12 protein-coding genes are annotated in these 14,972 nt (G+C 75.4%); 3 read left to right on the top strand and 9 right to left on the bottom strand.

Translation table 11 applies throughout. The features are described 5' to 3' along the window. The first annotated feature begins 223 nt into the window (after positions 1 to 223). Positions 224 to 1,225 (top strand): NAD-dependent epimerase/dehydratase family protein, encoded by a 1,002-nt coding sequence (locus VKK44_RS19895; RefSeq protein WP_343442674.1) that lies wholly within the window; start codon positions 224 to 226, stop codon positions 1,223 to 1,225. Between the two features lie 18 nt (positions 1,226 to 1,243). Here VKK44_RS19895 and VKK44_RS19890 read toward each other — a convergent pair whose 3' ends face one another. Next, entirely contained in the window at positions 1,244 to 2,218 is a 975-nt protein-coding gene (locus VKK44_RS19890) for an Acg family FMN-binding oxidoreductase (protein ID WP_343442673.1), read from the bottom strand. Between the two features lie 176 nt (positions 2,219 to 2,394). On the opposite strand from VKK44_RS19890, the gene VKK44_RS19885 reads away from it, so the two are divergent. Further along, positions 2,395 to 3,033, top strand: coding sequence for a response regulator (locus VKK44_RS19885; RefSeq protein WP_181572435.1), 639 nt, complete (start codon positions 2,395 to 2,397; stop codon positions 3,031 to 3,033). Positions 3,034 to 3,045: 12 nt separating this feature from the next. Here the strand turns inward: VKK44_RS19885 and VKK44_RS19880 are convergent, their stop codons facing one another. Together VKK44_RS19880 and VKK44_RS19875 are read right to left on the bottom strand one after the other, a co-directional pair. Next, the gene (locus VKK44_RS19880) at positions 3,046 to 4,713 is read right to left on the bottom strand and encodes a sensor histidine kinase (RefSeq protein WP_343447827.1); all 1,668 of its coding nucleotides are present in this window, start codon (positions 4,711 to 4,713) and stop codon (positions 3,046 to 3,048) included. Between the two features lie 93 nt (positions 4,714 to 4,806). Continuing rightward, the gene (locus VKK44_RS19875) at positions 4,807 to 5,817 is read right to left on the bottom strand and encodes an Acg family FMN-binding oxidoreductase (RefSeq protein ID WP_343442672.1); all 1,011 of its coding nucleotides are present in this window, start codon (positions 5,815 to 5,817) and stop codon (positions 4,807 to 4,809) included. 170 nt (positions 5,818 to 5,987) lie between these two features. On the opposite strand from VKK44_RS19875, the gene VKK44_RS19870 reads away from it, so the two are divergent. Continuing rightward, positions 5,988 to 8,327, top strand: coding sequence for a heavy metal translocating P-type ATPase (locus VKK44_RS19870; protein ID WP_343442671.1), 2,340 nt, complete (start codon positions 5,988 to 5,990; stop codon positions 8,325 to 8,327). Positions 8,328 to 8,375: 48 nt separating this feature from the next. On the opposite strand, the gene VKK44_RS19865 is transcribed toward VKK44_RS19870, so the two are convergent. The 6 genes from VKK44_RS19865 to VKK44_RS19840 all read right to left on the bottom strand — a co-directional run bounded on the left by VKK44_RS19865 (position 8,376) and on the right by VKK44_RS19840 (position 14,914). After that, entirely contained in the window at positions 8,376 to 9,239 is an 864-nt protein-coding gene (locus VKK44_RS19865) for a universal stress protein (RefSeq protein ID WP_343442670.1), read from the bottom strand. Further along, positions 9,236 to 11,638: a phosphoketolase family protein gene (locus tag VKK44_RS19860; RefSeq protein ID WP_343442668.1), complete on the bottom strand. Its 2,403-nt coding sequence runs from the start codon at positions 11,636 to 11,638 to the stop codon at positions 9,236 to 9,238. The genes VKK44_RS19865 and VKK44_RS19860 overlap by 4 nt, the downstream gene beginning before the upstream one ends. 128 nt (positions 11,639 to 11,766) lie before the next feature. After that, complete coding sequence (locus VKK44_RS19855) at positions 11,767 to 12,597, bottom strand: universal stress protein (RefSeq protein WP_343442666.1); 831 nt, start codon at positions 12,595 to 12,597, stop codon at positions 11,767 to 11,769. Between the two features lie 66 nt (positions 12,598 to 12,663). Continuing rightward, entirely contained in the window at positions 12,664 to 13,488 is an 825-nt protein-coding gene (locus VKK44_RS19850) for an oxidoreductase (protein WP_343442665.1), read from the bottom strand. Further along, a complete protein-coding gene (locus VKK44_RS19845) occupies positions 13,485 to 14,045 on the bottom strand; it encodes a TetR/AcrR family transcriptional regulator (RefSeq protein WP_343442663.1) in 561 nt (186 codons plus the stop codon). Before VKK44_RS19845 ends, VKK44_RS19850 begins: the two co-directional genes overlap by 4 nt. A 23-nt stretch (positions 14,046 to 14,068) precedes the next feature. Continuing rightward, positions 14,069 to 14,914: a PP2C family protein-serine/threonine phosphatase gene (locus VKK44_RS19840; RefSeq protein ID WP_343442661.1), complete on the bottom strand. Its 846-nt coding sequence runs from the start codon at positions 14,912 to 14,914 to the stop codon at positions 14,069 to 14,071. Between the last annotated feature and the right edge of the window lie 58 nt (positions 14,915 to 14,972).

The following is a 14,972-nucleotide window of genomic DNA, read 5'->3' as shown; positions in this document are numbered from 1 at the left end:
TTCCTCGGCCGTGCACCGGGATACAACGCCGCGACCCCCCGACCCATTCCACCGCCGGGGTGCCACCCACCACCCCGAAACCGGACACCCCACCCACCCGGCACACCCGGTGCGACACCACCGATGCCACAAACCGGGGGGTGGGTGGGGTTCTGCTGTGGGGAGATCCGCTCAGGGTGAACGGGGGCATGCGGTGCCGGCCGCCGGGGGCAGGGTGGGACGTATGCGACTGCTGATGCTGGGTGGTACGGGTTTCGTGGGTGGGGCGGTGGTGGCCGAGGCGGTACGCCGCGGCTGGGCGGTGACCGTCTTCAACCGTGGCGTGCACGGCGAGGTGCCGGCCGGCGTACACCGGTTGCGGGGTGACCGCACCGCGCCGGACGGGCTGGCCGCGCTCGCCGGTGGCGAGTGGGACATGGTGGTGGACACCTGGGACGGCGCGCCCCGGGCCGTGCGGGACGCGGCGCGGGTCCTGACCGGCGCGGTGCCGCACTACGTCTACGTCTCCAGCGGCTCGGTGTACGCGCCGACGGCCGGGCCGGGCACCGGGGAGGAGGCGCCGACCGTCGCGGCCGAACCGGACGCCGACGACGGCGACTACCCGAGCAACAAGGCCGGCGCGGAGCGGGCCGCCGTGCAGGTGTTCGGCGGCCGGGCGTTGCTGGTGCGGGCCGGGCTGATCCTCGGGCCGGGGGAGGACATCGGGCGGCTGCCGTGGTGGCTGCACCGGGTGGCCCGGGGCGGGGACGTGCTGGCCCCCGGGCCACGGGATCTGCCGGTGCAGTACGTGGACGTCCGCGACCTGGCGGGTTGGCTGCTGGACCGGGGTGCCGAGGGCGTCGGCGGGGCGTACAACGTGGTGAGTCGGAGCGGGCACACGACGATGGGTGAGCTGCTCGACGCGGTGGTGGCGGCGACCGGCTCGGACGCGACGCTGCGCTGGACGGCGCCGGCGCCGATCCTCGCCGCCGGGGTGGAGCCGTGGAACGACCTGCCGATCTGGATCCCGCGCGGGCACGAGTACCGCTGGTTGCAGGAGCGCGACGTCGAGCGCGCGTACGCGGCGGGTCTGGTCTGCCGGCCGGTCGCCGAGACGGTCGCGGACACCTGGCGGTGGCTGCGGGAGGTGGGTCGGGTGCCGGCGCGGGCGGGCCGACCGGCGCGCGCCCCGGTGGGCCTGGCCCCGGAGCGGGAGGCGGCGCTGCTGGCCAGCCTGCCGGCCTGACCGGCCGGGGCGGGGACGTCAGGGCCGCGTGACCGGCAGGTCGAGCACCTCGTCGACCGGGCGGCGCGGGGTGGCGCGGCCCGGTTGGCCGTACCCGATCCGCATCACCATCTGCGGCGTGCCGAACCGGCCCAGGGACAGCCGCAGCGCCTCCCGCGCCGCCGGCACCTCGATCGGCTGGGAGAGCATCGACACGGCGAGCCCGGCGTCGGTGGCGGTGAGCAGCACCCGTTGCAGGGCCTGCCCGGCGGCGACCTGGTCGGTGCCGGTGTTGCCGGGGGTGCCGAGCACGGCGACCAGCGGCTCGGGTTCGAAGTCCCGGCCGGGTGCGCGGTTGCGCCCGCCGAAGCCACGCTGCGGCAGCAGGTCCTGCGGTTCGCTCTGCGGGCCCCCGGCGCCGGTGGGCACGCCGTCCGGGGCCGGCTCGGAGCGCATCCACGCCACCCGTTCGGCCACGTACGCCGGCTCGCGTTCCAGCACCCGGTGGGCGCTGCGGGCGACCTCGGCGAACGCGTTGACCGCGCTGGTGCCGATGACCAGTTCCAGCCAGCACTGTTCGGCGCGGGCCGCCTCGCCGAGCCGCCAGCGGGCGTCGGCCGGCACCGGGTCCGGCCAGAACGGCGCCCGGTTGCTGAACCGGCGGCCGACCGCCCCGTACAGGCTCTGCTCGGTCGGGGTGGGTGGGCGCGGCGTCTGGGGCAGCAGTCGGGCCACCACGTCCGGTTCGGCCGGGTACGGGCGCAGCCGGACCGTCGCCGGGGTGCCCGCCACGGCCAGCGCGAGCCGCAGGTTGAACAGCGCCGCCCCGCACGCGATCCGCGCGCCCCAGCCGGTCGGGTCGGTGGCCGGCAGCCCGCGCAGCGGGTCGAGGGCGACCTCGATGCCGCCGTCGTGCAGTCGGAACCGCCACGGCTGGGTGTTGTGCAGCGACGGCGCGCGTACCGCGTCGGCGACCGCGGCCCGCAGTTGCCCGACGGTGTATCCGGTCGTCATGGTCGTGCTCCCTCCGTACGGCGTCGGGCTTCCGGTTTCTACGGTGCGTCACCGGGATGCGCCCTGAGCAGGGCCGGAGGTCCCACCTGGGCGGGTCCGACCGGCCCGGGGCGGCGCGGCAACGACGGGACCTTCGACCCGTGCGGGGGGTGGGGGGCAGCGGGTAGAAAGGACGGATGATCCGGGTGTTTCTGCTCGACGACCACGAGGTCGTCCGTCGTGGCCTGGCCGACCTGCTGACCAGCAGCGGCGACATCGAGGTGGTCGGCGAGTCCGGCCTGGCCCAGGAGGCAACGCGGCGGATTCCCGCGCTCCGCCCCGACGTGGCGATCCTCGACGCCCGGCTGCCCGACGGCAACGGCATCGACGTGTGCCGGGACGTCCGCGCCGTGGACTCGTCGATCAAGGGGTTGATCCTCACCTCGTACGAGGACGACGAGGCGCTCTTCGCGGCGATCATGGCAGGTGCGGCCGGCTACGTGCTGAAGCAGATCCGCGGCACCGACCTGGTGGACGCGGTCCGCCGGGTCGCGGCCGGGCAGTCGCTGCTCGACCCGGCGATCACCACCCGGGTGCTGGAGCGCATCCGCAGCGGGGTGGAGCAGCCGCGGGAGCTGAAGTCGCTCACCGAGCAGGAGCGGCGGATCCTGGAGTACGTCGCCGAGGGGCTCACCAACCGTGAGATCGCCGGCAAGATGTTCCTGGCGGAGAAGACGGTGAAGAACTACGTCTCCAGCGTGCTGGCGAAGCTGGGCCTGGAGCGGCGCACCCAGGCGGCGGTGCTGGCCACCCGGCTGCTCGGCAAGACCCACTGACCGCCGACCGGGTCAGTCGAGCGGGACGCCCCAGCGCAGCTCCGTGCCGTGCGGCTCGACCCGGCGCAGCGTGAACCCGCCGCCGAGCCGTTCGGCCCGCTCGCGCAGGTTGACCAGGCCGCTGCGGGCCGCCGACGGGTCGCAGCCGATCCCGTCGTCGGTGACCGTGACGTCGACCCGGCCGGCGTCCACCGCGACCCGCACCGACACCCGGTCGGCGTGGGCGTGGCGTACCGCGTTGGACAGCGCCTCGCGCAGCACGGCGACCAGCTCGGGGCGCAGCTCGTCCGGGACGGCGCTGTCGATCGGGCCGACCAGTTCCAGGTCGGGCCGGTGCCCCAGCGTCTCGGCGGCCACCTCGATCGCCTCGCGGATCTCGGTGCGCAGCGCCGCGCTCATCGGGGTGCGCAGCTCGAAGATGGTGCGGCGGATGTCGCGGATGGTGGCGTCCAGGTCGTCGACCGCCTGGTTGATCCGCTTGGCCACCTCGGGCCGGGCGTTCATCGCCCCGCTCTGGAGTTGCAGGCCGGTGGCGAAGAGCCGCTGGATCACCACGTCGTGCAGGTCGCGGGCGATCCGTTCGCGGTCCTCCAGGACCACCAGCAGTTCCCGTTCCTCCTGGCCGCGTGCCCGTTCCATGGCCAGCGCGGCCTGCCCGGCGAAGCTGGCCAGCAACGCGAGGTCGTCGTCGCCGGCCGGGCCGTGGTCGGGCCGGTGCGCGATCACCAGCACGCCGTGCAGCGTGTCGGCGGCGGCGAGCGGGGACACCACCGCCGGGCCGGCGACCACCGGCTGGGGCCAGGGCGCCGCCGCGGCCAGGTCGTCGACCTGCTCGTGCCGGCGTTCGGTGACCGAGCCGGCGAAGCTGGTCTCGGCGGCCGGCAGCACGGCGCCGACCAGCTCCCGGGCGATCGGGTCCGCGCCGTCGACCACCTCGACGGTGAACTGCGCCTCGTCCTCGTCGTAGAGCAGCACCAGGGCCAGCTCCGCCTCGGCGACCTCACGGGCGCGGCGGGCGACCAGCGACAGCGCGTCGGTGCGGCGCACCTCGCCCAGCAGCACGGAGGTGATCTCCGCGGCGGCAGCGAGCCAGCGCTCCCGCCGGTGCGCCAGCGCGTAGAGCCGGGCGTTCTCGATCGCCACGCCGGCGGCGGCGGCGAGCGCGGCCACGATCTCCTCGTCGTCCTCGGTGAACTCGGCGGCGCCCTGCTTCTCGGCCAGGTAGAGGTTGCCCCACACCTGGTCCCGGATGCGCACCGGCACGCCGAGGAAGCTGTGCATGGGCGGGTGGTGGGGCGGGAAGCCGTACGACCGGGGGTGCCGGGTGATGTCGGGCATGCGCAGCGGTTTCGGCTGGTCGATGAGCAGGCCGAGCACCCCGCGCCCGTGCGGCAGCTCGCCGATGCGCGCGTGCAGCTCGGCGTCGATGCCGTGGACGATGAAGTCGTGCAGCATCCGGTCCGGGCCGATCACCCCGAGCGCGCCGTAGCGGGCGCCGGCCAGCTCGCACGCCGACCGCACGATCCGCTGCAAGGTGCTGCGCAGGTCCAGGTCGGAGCCGATGCCGACCACCGCGTCGAGCAGCGCGCGCAGCCGTTCCCGGCTGGTGACCACCTCGCCGACCCGGTCGAGCATCTCCTGGAGCAGCTCGTCGAGGCGGACCCGGGACAGCGGGGTCAACCCGAGCGACGGCGTGACGGGCTCGTGCCGGGGGTTCGGTGCGGCTGCCACCGGGCGATGCTATCGCCCCGGTGGCAGCCGCCGACGAGCCCGTCAGGACGGCTGGTCGCGGACCGCCGACGTGTCGACGGTCTGTGCGGCGTCCAGCCGCGGGGTGTGCGGCGGGCCGGCGTGCTCCGGGTCGGCCACGCCGAGCCGCATGCTCAGGTAGGGGTGGCCCAGGCCGGCCAGTGTCTGCCGGAGCACCTCGCGGGTGCCGTCGACCTCGACCACGCCGGAGAGCGGCACCAGGGACACCCCGTGCCGGGTGGCTTCGAGCCAGGCGGCGGAGAGCGCCTCACCGGCGCGCAGCCAGCTCAGCGGCTCGTCCTCGGCGCCCCAGAGGATGGCGTAGACGGCGGCCTTGTCGTGGCCGGGGCCGATCGGCAGCGAGCCGGGGGCGCCGAAGTCGCGGCCCGGCACGGTGGTCTGCGCCGCCTGGTCGGGCAGCACCTCCGGCGGCAGGCCGGTGCCGGTGCCGGCCCGGTTGGTCCAGTACGCCAGCTCCTCGCGCAGTTCCGGGCTGTCCGCCTCGACGGCGGCGGCGTGCTGGGCGGCGCCGGCCAGCTCGATCTTCTGCATGTCGTCGAGGAGTTGCAGGTTGACGCCCTCCCGGGTGGCGGCCCGGTCGATGTCGCCGAGCACGGCGGTGGGGATCTGCTCGTCGCTGACCGGCCGCCGGTCGGTGTGCCGCACCCGCATGCACTGCACCAGGCGCATGGCGTCCGGGTCGGCGCCGGTGTGGCGCAGCCCGGTGATCCGGGCCATCAGGTCGGGCTGGTGCGGGTCGGGCAGGCGTTCCACCACCGGGGTCCAGCCCTCGGCGGCCAGCGCCACCCGGGCGTGGTGCAGCGCGGCGCCGCAGCTCACCACCAGCAGCCGGCCCTCCGGGTCCATGGCGCTGAGGTGCCGTTCCCGGACCACCCGCAGCTCCAGCGCGTCGGGCAGCACCGTCCAGTGCCAGGGCTGGGTGTTGTGCACCGACGGGGCGTGGCCGGCCGTTCCGGCGGCCTCCGCGAGCGCGGTGGTCAGCGGGCGATCGGTAGCCGGCGTCTCGTGGCTCATCGTCACGACCTTTCCTGTCTCTCCCCATCGTGCCCCACGCCCGGGACGCCCGGGTGGGGTTGCCGCTCCATCCTCGGGCATGCCCGCACCCGGCCGCACGGGGCCTTCGGCCCTCCGGATTACCCGCGTTCGCCCTACCTGCCCCGCTTCGGCACTGAGACGATCCGCACGTGGGGACGGAACCGCGCGAATGCGTACCCGAACGGCCGGCCCGCGCCCGGCGGGCCGGGACGGCCGAGTGGGCCGCGCTGGCGCTGCTCACGGTGGCCGTGCTGGCCGGCGCGGCGTTGTGGTTCGCGGGGGCGCGGGGCGTGGCCGGTCTGGTCTGGGCCGCGGTCACCGTGGTGGCCCTGGCTCCGGCCGCCTGGACGATGCTGCGCCAGTTGTGGCGTCGGCAGTTCGGGGTGGACGTCATCGCGGTGCTGGCGCTGCTCGGCGCGTTGCTGGTGCGGGAGTACCTGGCCGGCGCCGTGATCGCGGTGATGGTCGCCACCGGGCGGGCGTTGGAGGAGTACGCCCGGCGCCGGGCCACCCGCGACCTGCGGGCGCTGCTGGAGCGCGCGCCCCGGCAGGCACGGCGGCGCACCGCGGACGGCGGGATCGAGGTGGTGCCGCTGGACCGGGTCGTCGCCGGCGACCGGCTGGTGGTCGGCCCCGGTGACGTGGTGCCGGTGGACGGCACGGTCGAGGAGGCGGCCACGCTCGACGAGTCGGTGGTGACCGGCGAGTCCCGGCTGGTCGGGCGCGCCGTCGGCGAGCGGGTGGCCAGCGGCGTGGTCAACGCCGGTGCCGGCTTCGGGCTGCGGGCCGACCGCAACGCGGCGGAGAGCACCTACGCCGGCATCGTCAGGCTGGCCGGGGAGGCCACCGCGCGCAAGGCTCCGATGGTGCGGCTGGCCGACCGGTACGCCGCCGCGTTCGTGCCGTTCACGCTGCTGCTGGCCGGGCTGGCGTGGCTGTTCTCGGGCGAGTTCGTGCGGGCGGTGGCGGTGCTGGTGGTGGCCACCCCGTGTCCGTTGCTGCTGGCCACCCCGATCGCGGTGGTCTCCGGGCTGTCCCGGGTGGCCCGCCGGGGCGTGCTGGTGCGTGACGGCGGGTCGCTGGAGCAGCTCGGCCGCGCCCGTACCCTGCTGCTGGACAAGACCGGCACGCTCACCGCCGGCCGGCCCCGGGCCGCGGAGACCGTGGTCGCGCCGGGCGGCGACCGGGACGAGGTGCTGCGGCTCGCCGCGTCCGTCGAGCAGCTCTCACCGCACGTGCTGGCCGCCGCGCTGGTTCGGCAGGCCCGCGAGCGGGGGGTGCGGCTGGCCGAGCCGACCGGCGTGACCGAGGAGCCGGGGCGTGGCGTGGCCGGCCGGGTCGACGGCCGGACGATCCGGGTCGGCCAGCTCGACGGTGAGCCGCCGTCGTGGGCGGACCGGGTCCGGGAGCGGGCCGAGCGGTCCGGCCGGTCCACGGTCTGGGTCAGCGACGAGCACGGGCCGCTGGGCGCGATCCTGCTGGAGGACCCGGTCCGCCCGGACGCCCGGCGCACCGTGCGTCGGCTGCGCGAGGCGGGCCTGACCCGGCTGGTCATGGTGACCGGCGACCGTCCGCGTACGGCCCGGCAGGTCGCCCAGGTGGTCGGCGTGGACGACGTGATCGCGCGTTGCGCGCCGGCGGAGAAGGCCGATCGGGTACGCGCGGAGTCGGCGCGGGCGGTGACCGTGATGGTCGGCGACGGCGTCAACGACGCCCCGGCGCTGGCCGAGGCGCACGTCGGGGTGGCGATGGGCGCTACCGGGGCGACCGCCTCCGCCGACGTGGCCGACGCGGTGCTCACCGTGGACCGGCTGGACCGGCTCGCCGACGCCGTCGAGATCGCCCGGTACGCCCGCCGCATCGCGGTGCAGAGCGCCACCGTCGGGATGGGCCTGGCGGTTCTGGCGATGCTGGTGGCCGCCGCCGGTCGGCTGCCCCCGGTCGCCGGCGCGTTCCTCCAGGAGGGCATCGACGTGGTGGTGATCCTCAACGCGCTGCGGGCCCTGGGTGGCGGCCTGCGGCAGCGGCAGGTGCCCCCGCACACCCGGGAGCTGCTCGACCGGTACGAGCGCGAGCACGGCGGCGTCCGGGACGTGCTGGCCCGGCTGCGGGACACCGCCGACCTGGTGGCGACCCGTCCGGACGACCCGGGGTGCGTACCGGCGTTGCGGGACGTGCACCGGCGCCTGGTCGACGAGGTGCTGCCGCACGACGCGGCCGAGGAACGGCAGCTCTATCCGGCGCTGGCCGGCCCGCTCGGCAGCGACGAGGCGACCTCGACGATGAGCCGGGCGCACGTGGAGATCGTCCGGCTGGTGGAGCGGGTCGGTGGGCACCTGGCGGCGCTGGACGGCCGGCTGCCCGCCGATGAGGTGCCCGACCTGCTGGCCGCGCTCTACGGCCTGGACGCGGTGCTGCGGCTGCACCTGGCCCAGGAGGAGGAGGACTTCTTCTCCCTCAACCCCGCCGAGGGTGCCTCGGGGCGTTAACACGGGCCCCCTCCTCTGCCGGAGGCGTTAAAAGGGGGCACCCCTCCTTCATTCCCGGACCACCGCGACGGGGCAGTGCGCGTGCTGGATGAGCTGCTGGCTGACCGAGCCGAGCAGCATGCCGCGCAGTCCGCCCCGGCCCCGGCTGCCGACCACCACGAGCTGCGCCGGCCGGCTCGCCTCCACCAGCAGCGACGCGGCGCTGCCGGGGACCGCCACGATCTCCACCGGCACGTCGGGGAAGGTCTCCCGCCACGGGGCCAGCTCCGCCTCGACAGCGGCCCGCTCGCTCGCCGCGGTCTCCTCCGGGTCGAAGTCCGGCGGCATCCACCGGCCACCCGGCGGCTCCCAGACCCGCAGCACCCGCACCGGCACGTCCCGCTGGGCGGCCCGCTCCACGGCGAACCCGAGCGCCCGCAGCGCCGAGGGGGAGCCGTCCGAGCCGACCACCACCGGCCCGGACGTGGCCGCCTGGCCGTCGCGGACCACCACCACCGGGCAGTGGGCGTGCGCGGTGACGGAGACCGCCGTGGAGCCGGCGAGCAGGCCGCCGAAGCCGCCGTGCCCCCGGCTGCCGAGCACCAGCAGGCCCGCCTCGGCGGAGCGTTCCTGGAGCACCAGCGCGGGCGGGCCGTCGAACACCTCGCCGTGCACCGTGAGGCCGGGCCGCTCGGCGGCGGCGTCCACCGCCGCCTTGCGGACCAGTTCCTCGACCTGCCGGCGGGCGTTGTCGTCCGGCCAGATCCCCGGGGCCACCCCGGGACCGATCCAGCCGGCCACGGTCAACCACTCGAAGACGTACGCCAGTCGCACCGGCCGACCCGAGCGGCCCGCCTCGTCCAGCGCCCAGTCCAGGGCCACCGACGCGTCGGTCGAGCCGTCGTAGCCGACCAGGATCTCGTCGTTGCTCATGCGTCACCCTTCACGGCCGGGTCGGTTTCGCGGATCCAGCGCCACTCGGCGACCCGGGGGTCGTCCTCGCCGTGTTCGCGGGTGTAGTCGCGGCAGGTCTGCCGGGTGTCCACCATCTCCTGGCGCAGGTGCGCGGCGCGCGAGCGCAGCCCCGGCACCCGGTCGATGGTGTCGATGACCAGGTGGAAGCGGTCCAGGTCGTTGAGCATCACCATGTCGAACGGCGTGGTGGTGGTGCCCTCCTCCTTGTAGCCGCGCACGTGCAGGTTCTCGTGGTTGGCCCGGCGGTAGGTGAGCCGGTGGATCAGCCACGGGTAGCCGTGGTAGGCGAAGATGACCGGCTTGTCGCGGGTGAAGATGGTGTCGAACTCGTTGTCCGGCAGGCCGTGCGGGTGCTCCGAGGGCGGTTGCAGGCGCATCAGGTCGACCACGTTGACCACCCGCACCTTCAGGTCGGGCAGGTGCCGGCGCAGCAGGTCGGCCGCCGCGAGCGTCTCCAGCGTCGGCACGTCGCCGGCGCAGGCGAGCACCACGTCCGGCTCGGTGCCCTCGTCGGTGCTGGCCCAGTCCCAGATGCCCAGGCCGCGGCGGCAGTGCTGGATCGCCTCGTCCATGGTCAGCCAGTTCGGCGCCGGCTGCTTGCCGGCCACCACCACGTTGATGTAGTGCCGGCTGCGCAGGCAGTGGTCCATGGTGGAGAGCAGCGTGTTGGCGTCCGGCGGCAGGTAGACGCGGACCACCTCGGCCTTCTTGTTGACCACGTGGTCGATGAAGCCCGGGTCCTGGTGCGAGAAGCCGTTGTGGTCCTGCCGCCAGACGTGGCTGGAGAGCAGGTAGTTCAACGAGGCGATCGGCTCCCGCCAGGGGATGTGCCGGGTCACCTTGAGCCACTTGGCGTGCTGGTTGACCATCGAGTCGACGATGTGGATGAACGCCTCGTAGCTGGTGAAGATGCCGTGCCGGCCGGTCAGCAGGTAGCCCTCCAGCCAGCCCTCGCAGAGGTGCTCGGAGAGCACCTCCATCACCCGGCCGTCGGGGGAGAGGTGGTCGTCGCCGGGCTGCCGGCGGCCGACGAACGCCCGGTCGGTGACCTCGAACGCCGCGCCGAGCCGGTTCGAGGCGACCTCGTCCGGGCCGAACAGGCGGAACGTCTGCGGGTTGCGGGCGATCACGTCGCGGACCCAGGGGCCGAGCGTGCCGGCCGCACCGGCCACCGTGCCGCCGGGCTCCTCGACGTCGACCCCGTAGTCGCGGAAGTCCGGCAGCTCCAGGTTGCGCAGCAGCCGGCCGCCGTTGGCCACCGGGTTGGCGCTCATCCGCCGGTCGCCGGTGGGCGGCAGCGTGGCCAGCTCGGCGACCGGGCCGCCGGTGGCGTCGAACAGCTCCTCCGGCCGGTAGCTGCGCAGCCAGCGCTCCAGCTCGGCCAGGTGCGCCGGGTTGTCGCGCACCTCCGCGACCGGCACCTGGTGGGCGCGGAACGTGCCCTCGACCTGCTTGCCGTCCACCTCCGCCGGACCGGTCCAGCCCTTCGGTGTCCGCAGCACGATCATCGGCCAGCGGGGGCGCTCGACCTCCCCGCCGGAGCGGGCCCGGCGCTGGATCTCGGCGATCTCGTCGACCGCCCGGTCGAGCGTCGCGGCGAGCACCTGGTGCACGGTCGCCGGGTCGTCGCCCTCGACCAGGTACGGCTGGTAGCCGTAGCCACGCATCAGGTCCCGCAGGTCCTCGGCGGGGATCCGGTCCAGCACGGTCGGGTTGGCGATCTTGTAGCCGTTGAGGTGCAGGATCGGCAGCACCGCGCCGTCGCGAGCCGGGTTGAGGAACACGTTGGACAGCCAGCTCCCGGCCAGCGGGCCGGTCTCCGCCTCGCCGTCACCGATCACGCAGGCGACCAGCAGGTCCGGATTGTCGAACGCGGCACCGTACGCGTGGCTCAGCGCGTACCCCAGCTCGCCGCCCTCGTGGATCGAACCCGGCACCTCCGGCGCCACGTGGCTGGGGATGCCGCCGGGGAACGAGAACTGGCGGAACAGCCGCTGCATGCCGACCTCGTCGCGCGGGATGTGGTGGTACAGCTCGCTGTAGGTGCCCTCCAGCCAGGTGTTGGCGACCAGCGCCGGGCCGCCGTGACCGGGGCCGGTGACGAAGATGGCGGACAGGTCCCGGTCGACGATGACGCGGTTGAGGTGCGCGTAGAGCAGGTTGAGGCCGGGGCTGGTGCCCCAGTGGCCCAGCAGGCGGGGCTTGACGTGCTCGGGCCGGAGCGGCTCGCGGAGCAGCGGGTTGTCGAGCAGGTAGATCTGCCCGACGGTCAGGTAGTTCGCGGCCCGCCAGTAGGCGTCCAGCCGGCGCAGCTCGTCGTCGGTCAGGGGGCTGTGCAGGTCCAGCGCGGTGTCCATGCTGCGTTAGCCTCTCGTGGCTCGGGGTCGGCTGCCACCCGGGGAGGAGACGTCCGTCCCCGGCGCGTCCACTCTCGCGCCCGGACGGGGGTGCCGGTCAGGGCCGGAGGTCCCGGGTCCGGTGGGCGTCATGCCCCCTCCCGGGCGCCCGGGTCGAGCCCCCGGACGACGATCAGCGGGGTCGGCGAGTGGTAGAGCAGAGCCTGGCTGACCTCGCCCAGGCTGGACCGCACCGGCCCGTCGCCGCGTGCGCCGACCACCGCGAGCTGCGCCGACCGGGAGCGGTCGAGCAGGACGTCCGCGGGCTCGCCGCGCACGGTCCGGCAGTCGGCGGTCACCCGGGGATGCCGGACGGCGTGCGCGTTGACCGCCGCTTCCAGCAGGCCGTCGTCGGCGTCGCGGCGCTCCGGTTCGACCACCCGGACGGCGAGCAGCCGGGCGCCCCGGCGTTCGGCGCAGTCGAAGGCGTACCCGAGCGTGTGGTGGGCGCCCGGCGAGCCGTCGTAGCCGACGAGCAGCGGCCCGGGCGGGGCCGGCTCGGACCGGCCGACCAGGACGGGACAGCCGGCGCGGGCGGCCAGCTCGACGGCGGGCCCGTCGGCCGGTACGCAGGCCGGGCAGGTGGAGATGCCGCCGTCACCGAGCGCCACCAGGAACGCGGTGCCGGCGGCCCGCAGCAGCGCCTCGACCGGTGAGCCCTCGACGATCTCGTCGCTGACCGGCACCTCCGGCGCGGCGTCGGCGGCGAGCTGGCCGGCCCGTTCCAGCAGCCGTTCGGCGTCGATGCGGGTGCCGCCGGCCGGGGCGGGGCCGCCGGTGGCGGCCCAGTTGAAGGCGTGCAGCAGGTGCAGCGGCCGATCGTGGGCGGCGGCCTCGACGGCGGCCGTGCGGACCACCGTCAGGGCCTCCGCCGACCGGCCGACGCCGACCACCACCGCGCCGTGGCTGGGTGCGGCCATTCCGGCTCACCTCCCGACCGCGCTCTTCACCCACGGTAGTCGGGCGGCCGGGCCGGCCGGACCGGGTCAGCGGAACTGGAGGCGGTTGACCGCGTCGAAGAGCCGGGCGCCGAACAGCCGGCGGGTGTGCACCATCGCCCACGCGGCGGCGGTGACCAGGTAGCGGGTGCGGGGGCGGCGGGCCACCACGGCCCGCTCGATCACCCGGGCCACCGCGTCCGGTCCGGCGGCGAGCACCGGGTTCCGGTAGGACTTCGCCATCGCCGCGTCCACCGCGGCCACCATCGACCGGTACGGCCCGGACGGCGCGGTGCCGCCGCCGAGCGAGGACGCGGCCACCGCGCCGAAGCCGGTGCGGATCAGGCCCGGCTCGATGACCGCCACGTCCACCCCGAACGGCCGCGCCTCCTGGCGCAGCGCGTCCGAGATCGCCTCCACCGCGTACTTGCTGGCGTGGTAGTAGCCGCCGCCGGGGAAGACCAGCCGGCCGCCCATCGAGCTGACGTTGACGATCCGGCCCCGGCCGGCACGGCGCATGCCGGGCAGCACGAGCTGGGTGAGCCGGGCGAGCCCGAAGACGTTGGTCTCGAACTGGGCGCGCACCCGGTCCATCGGGGCCTCCTCGATCGGGCCGTACTCGCCGTAGCCGGCGTTGTTGACCAGCACGTCGACCTGGCCGTGCGCGGCCTCCACGGCGGCCACGGCGGCGCGCATGGACGCCTCGTCGGTCACGTCGAGGGGGAGCAGCCGGGCGCCGGTGTCGGCCAGGTCGGCGATCGCGTCGACCTGGCGTGCGGTGGCGTACACGGTGAGGTCGGGGCGGCGGGCGAGCCGCGCGACGGTGGCCCGGCCGATGCCGGAGGAGGTGCCGGTGATGAGGACGGCGGTCATGCGTGGTCTCCCTGAGGGGGCAGGCCGGCGACGAGCAGCGCGACGCCGTCGCGCAGCCGCTGCCGGGGCAGGTCGGGGTCGGTGAGGTCGGCCTCCAGGCCGCGGGTGAGCGCGACGAGCACGTCGGCCACCGCGCGGGCCCGGGGCCCGGCGGCGTCCGCCAGCGTGTCGGCCACCAGGTCGGTCAGTTCGGCGGTGTACGCCTCGACGAGGTCGCCGGTGAGCTTCCCGCTGGCGTCGAGCAGCTCGGTGGCGTGCGGGCTGTCCCGGTGCAGCGTGAGCGTGAGCTCCAGCTTGGCGGCGAGCACGTCGTGCAGCCGGTCGGTCAGCGCGCCGGGGGTGGCGGCGACCCGTCGGGCCCGGTCGAGCGAGTCGGCGAAGAGCCGCTCGGCCAGCCGCCGGTAGGCGTCGTCCTTGTTGCGCACGTACTGGTAGACCGCCGGCCGGGACATGCCGGCGGCGGCGGCGATGTCGTCCATGGTGGTGCGCCGCATGCCGTGCCGGGTGAAGCACGCGTACGCGGCGGTCAGGATCGTCTCCAACCGGTCGTTCGACATGCTGACAAGTCTTGCACAGAATGTCAGGACGTCAAGTGTCCCCGGTCACGCCGTGGCGCGGGCGCGCTCAGCGGGGGGAGCGGCAGGGCGGGGTGGACGCGCAGCACGACGGCGGTGGCGTTGTCCTCGCCGCCGGCCTCCAGGCTGGCGTCGAGCAGCGCCCGGACGGTGCGTGCCGGGTCCCGGCGGGCGGCCAGCAGATCCCGCAGCCGGTGGTAGCCGAGCTGGTCGCTCACCCCGTCGGTGCAGAGCAGCCAGGTGTCCCCGCGACGCAGCCGGGTGGCGAGCAGGTCCGGTTCCGGCTGGTCCGGGTGGCCGACGTAGCGCAGCAACTGGTAGCGCGCCCGCGCCGCCTCCGGGGAACCGGCCGGCCACCAGCCGTGCAGCAGCCCGAGCCAGGCCATGGTGTGGTCGGCCGTGACCAGCTCCAGCAGCCCGTCGCGCAGCCGGTACGCCCGGGAGTCGCCGAGGTGCACCAGCCATCCCCGGTCGCCGTCCGGCTCGACCACCAGCGCGGTGAGCGTGCACCCGGTCAGTCCGGTGCGGGTGGCGCCGGCCCGGCGTACCCGGCGTTGGGTCTCGGCGGCGGCGGCGTGCAGCCCGGCGGCGTCGACGGCCGGCCACGCGGCGCGGACCCGCCCGACGAAGGTCTGCGTCGCGGTCGTGCCGGCGACCCGGCTGCCCTCGCCCTCGCCCATGCCGTCGCAGACCACGGCCAGCGGCAGCTCCTCGTCGACGTGCAGCACGTCGTAGTTCGCCGGGTAGCGGTGCCCGAGCACGCTGCCGCCGGCGACCTCCAGCGTGAGCCGGCCGGCGGTCAGCCGGCGGGCGGCCTCGACCGGCCGGTCCGGTGGACGGCGGCGGAACATCAGCGGACCGTAGCACCGCCGCAGCCCGCGAACGGGCAGGTCACGGCGTGTCTCGTGT

The organism is Micromonospora sp. DSM 45708 (assembly GCF_039566955.1).
In the GTDB taxonomy this organism is placed as follows: Bacteria; Actinomycetota; Actinomycetes; order Mycobacteriales; family Micromonosporaceae; genus Micromonospora.
This window is presented reverse-complemented; position numbering and strand designations above follow the sequence as displayed.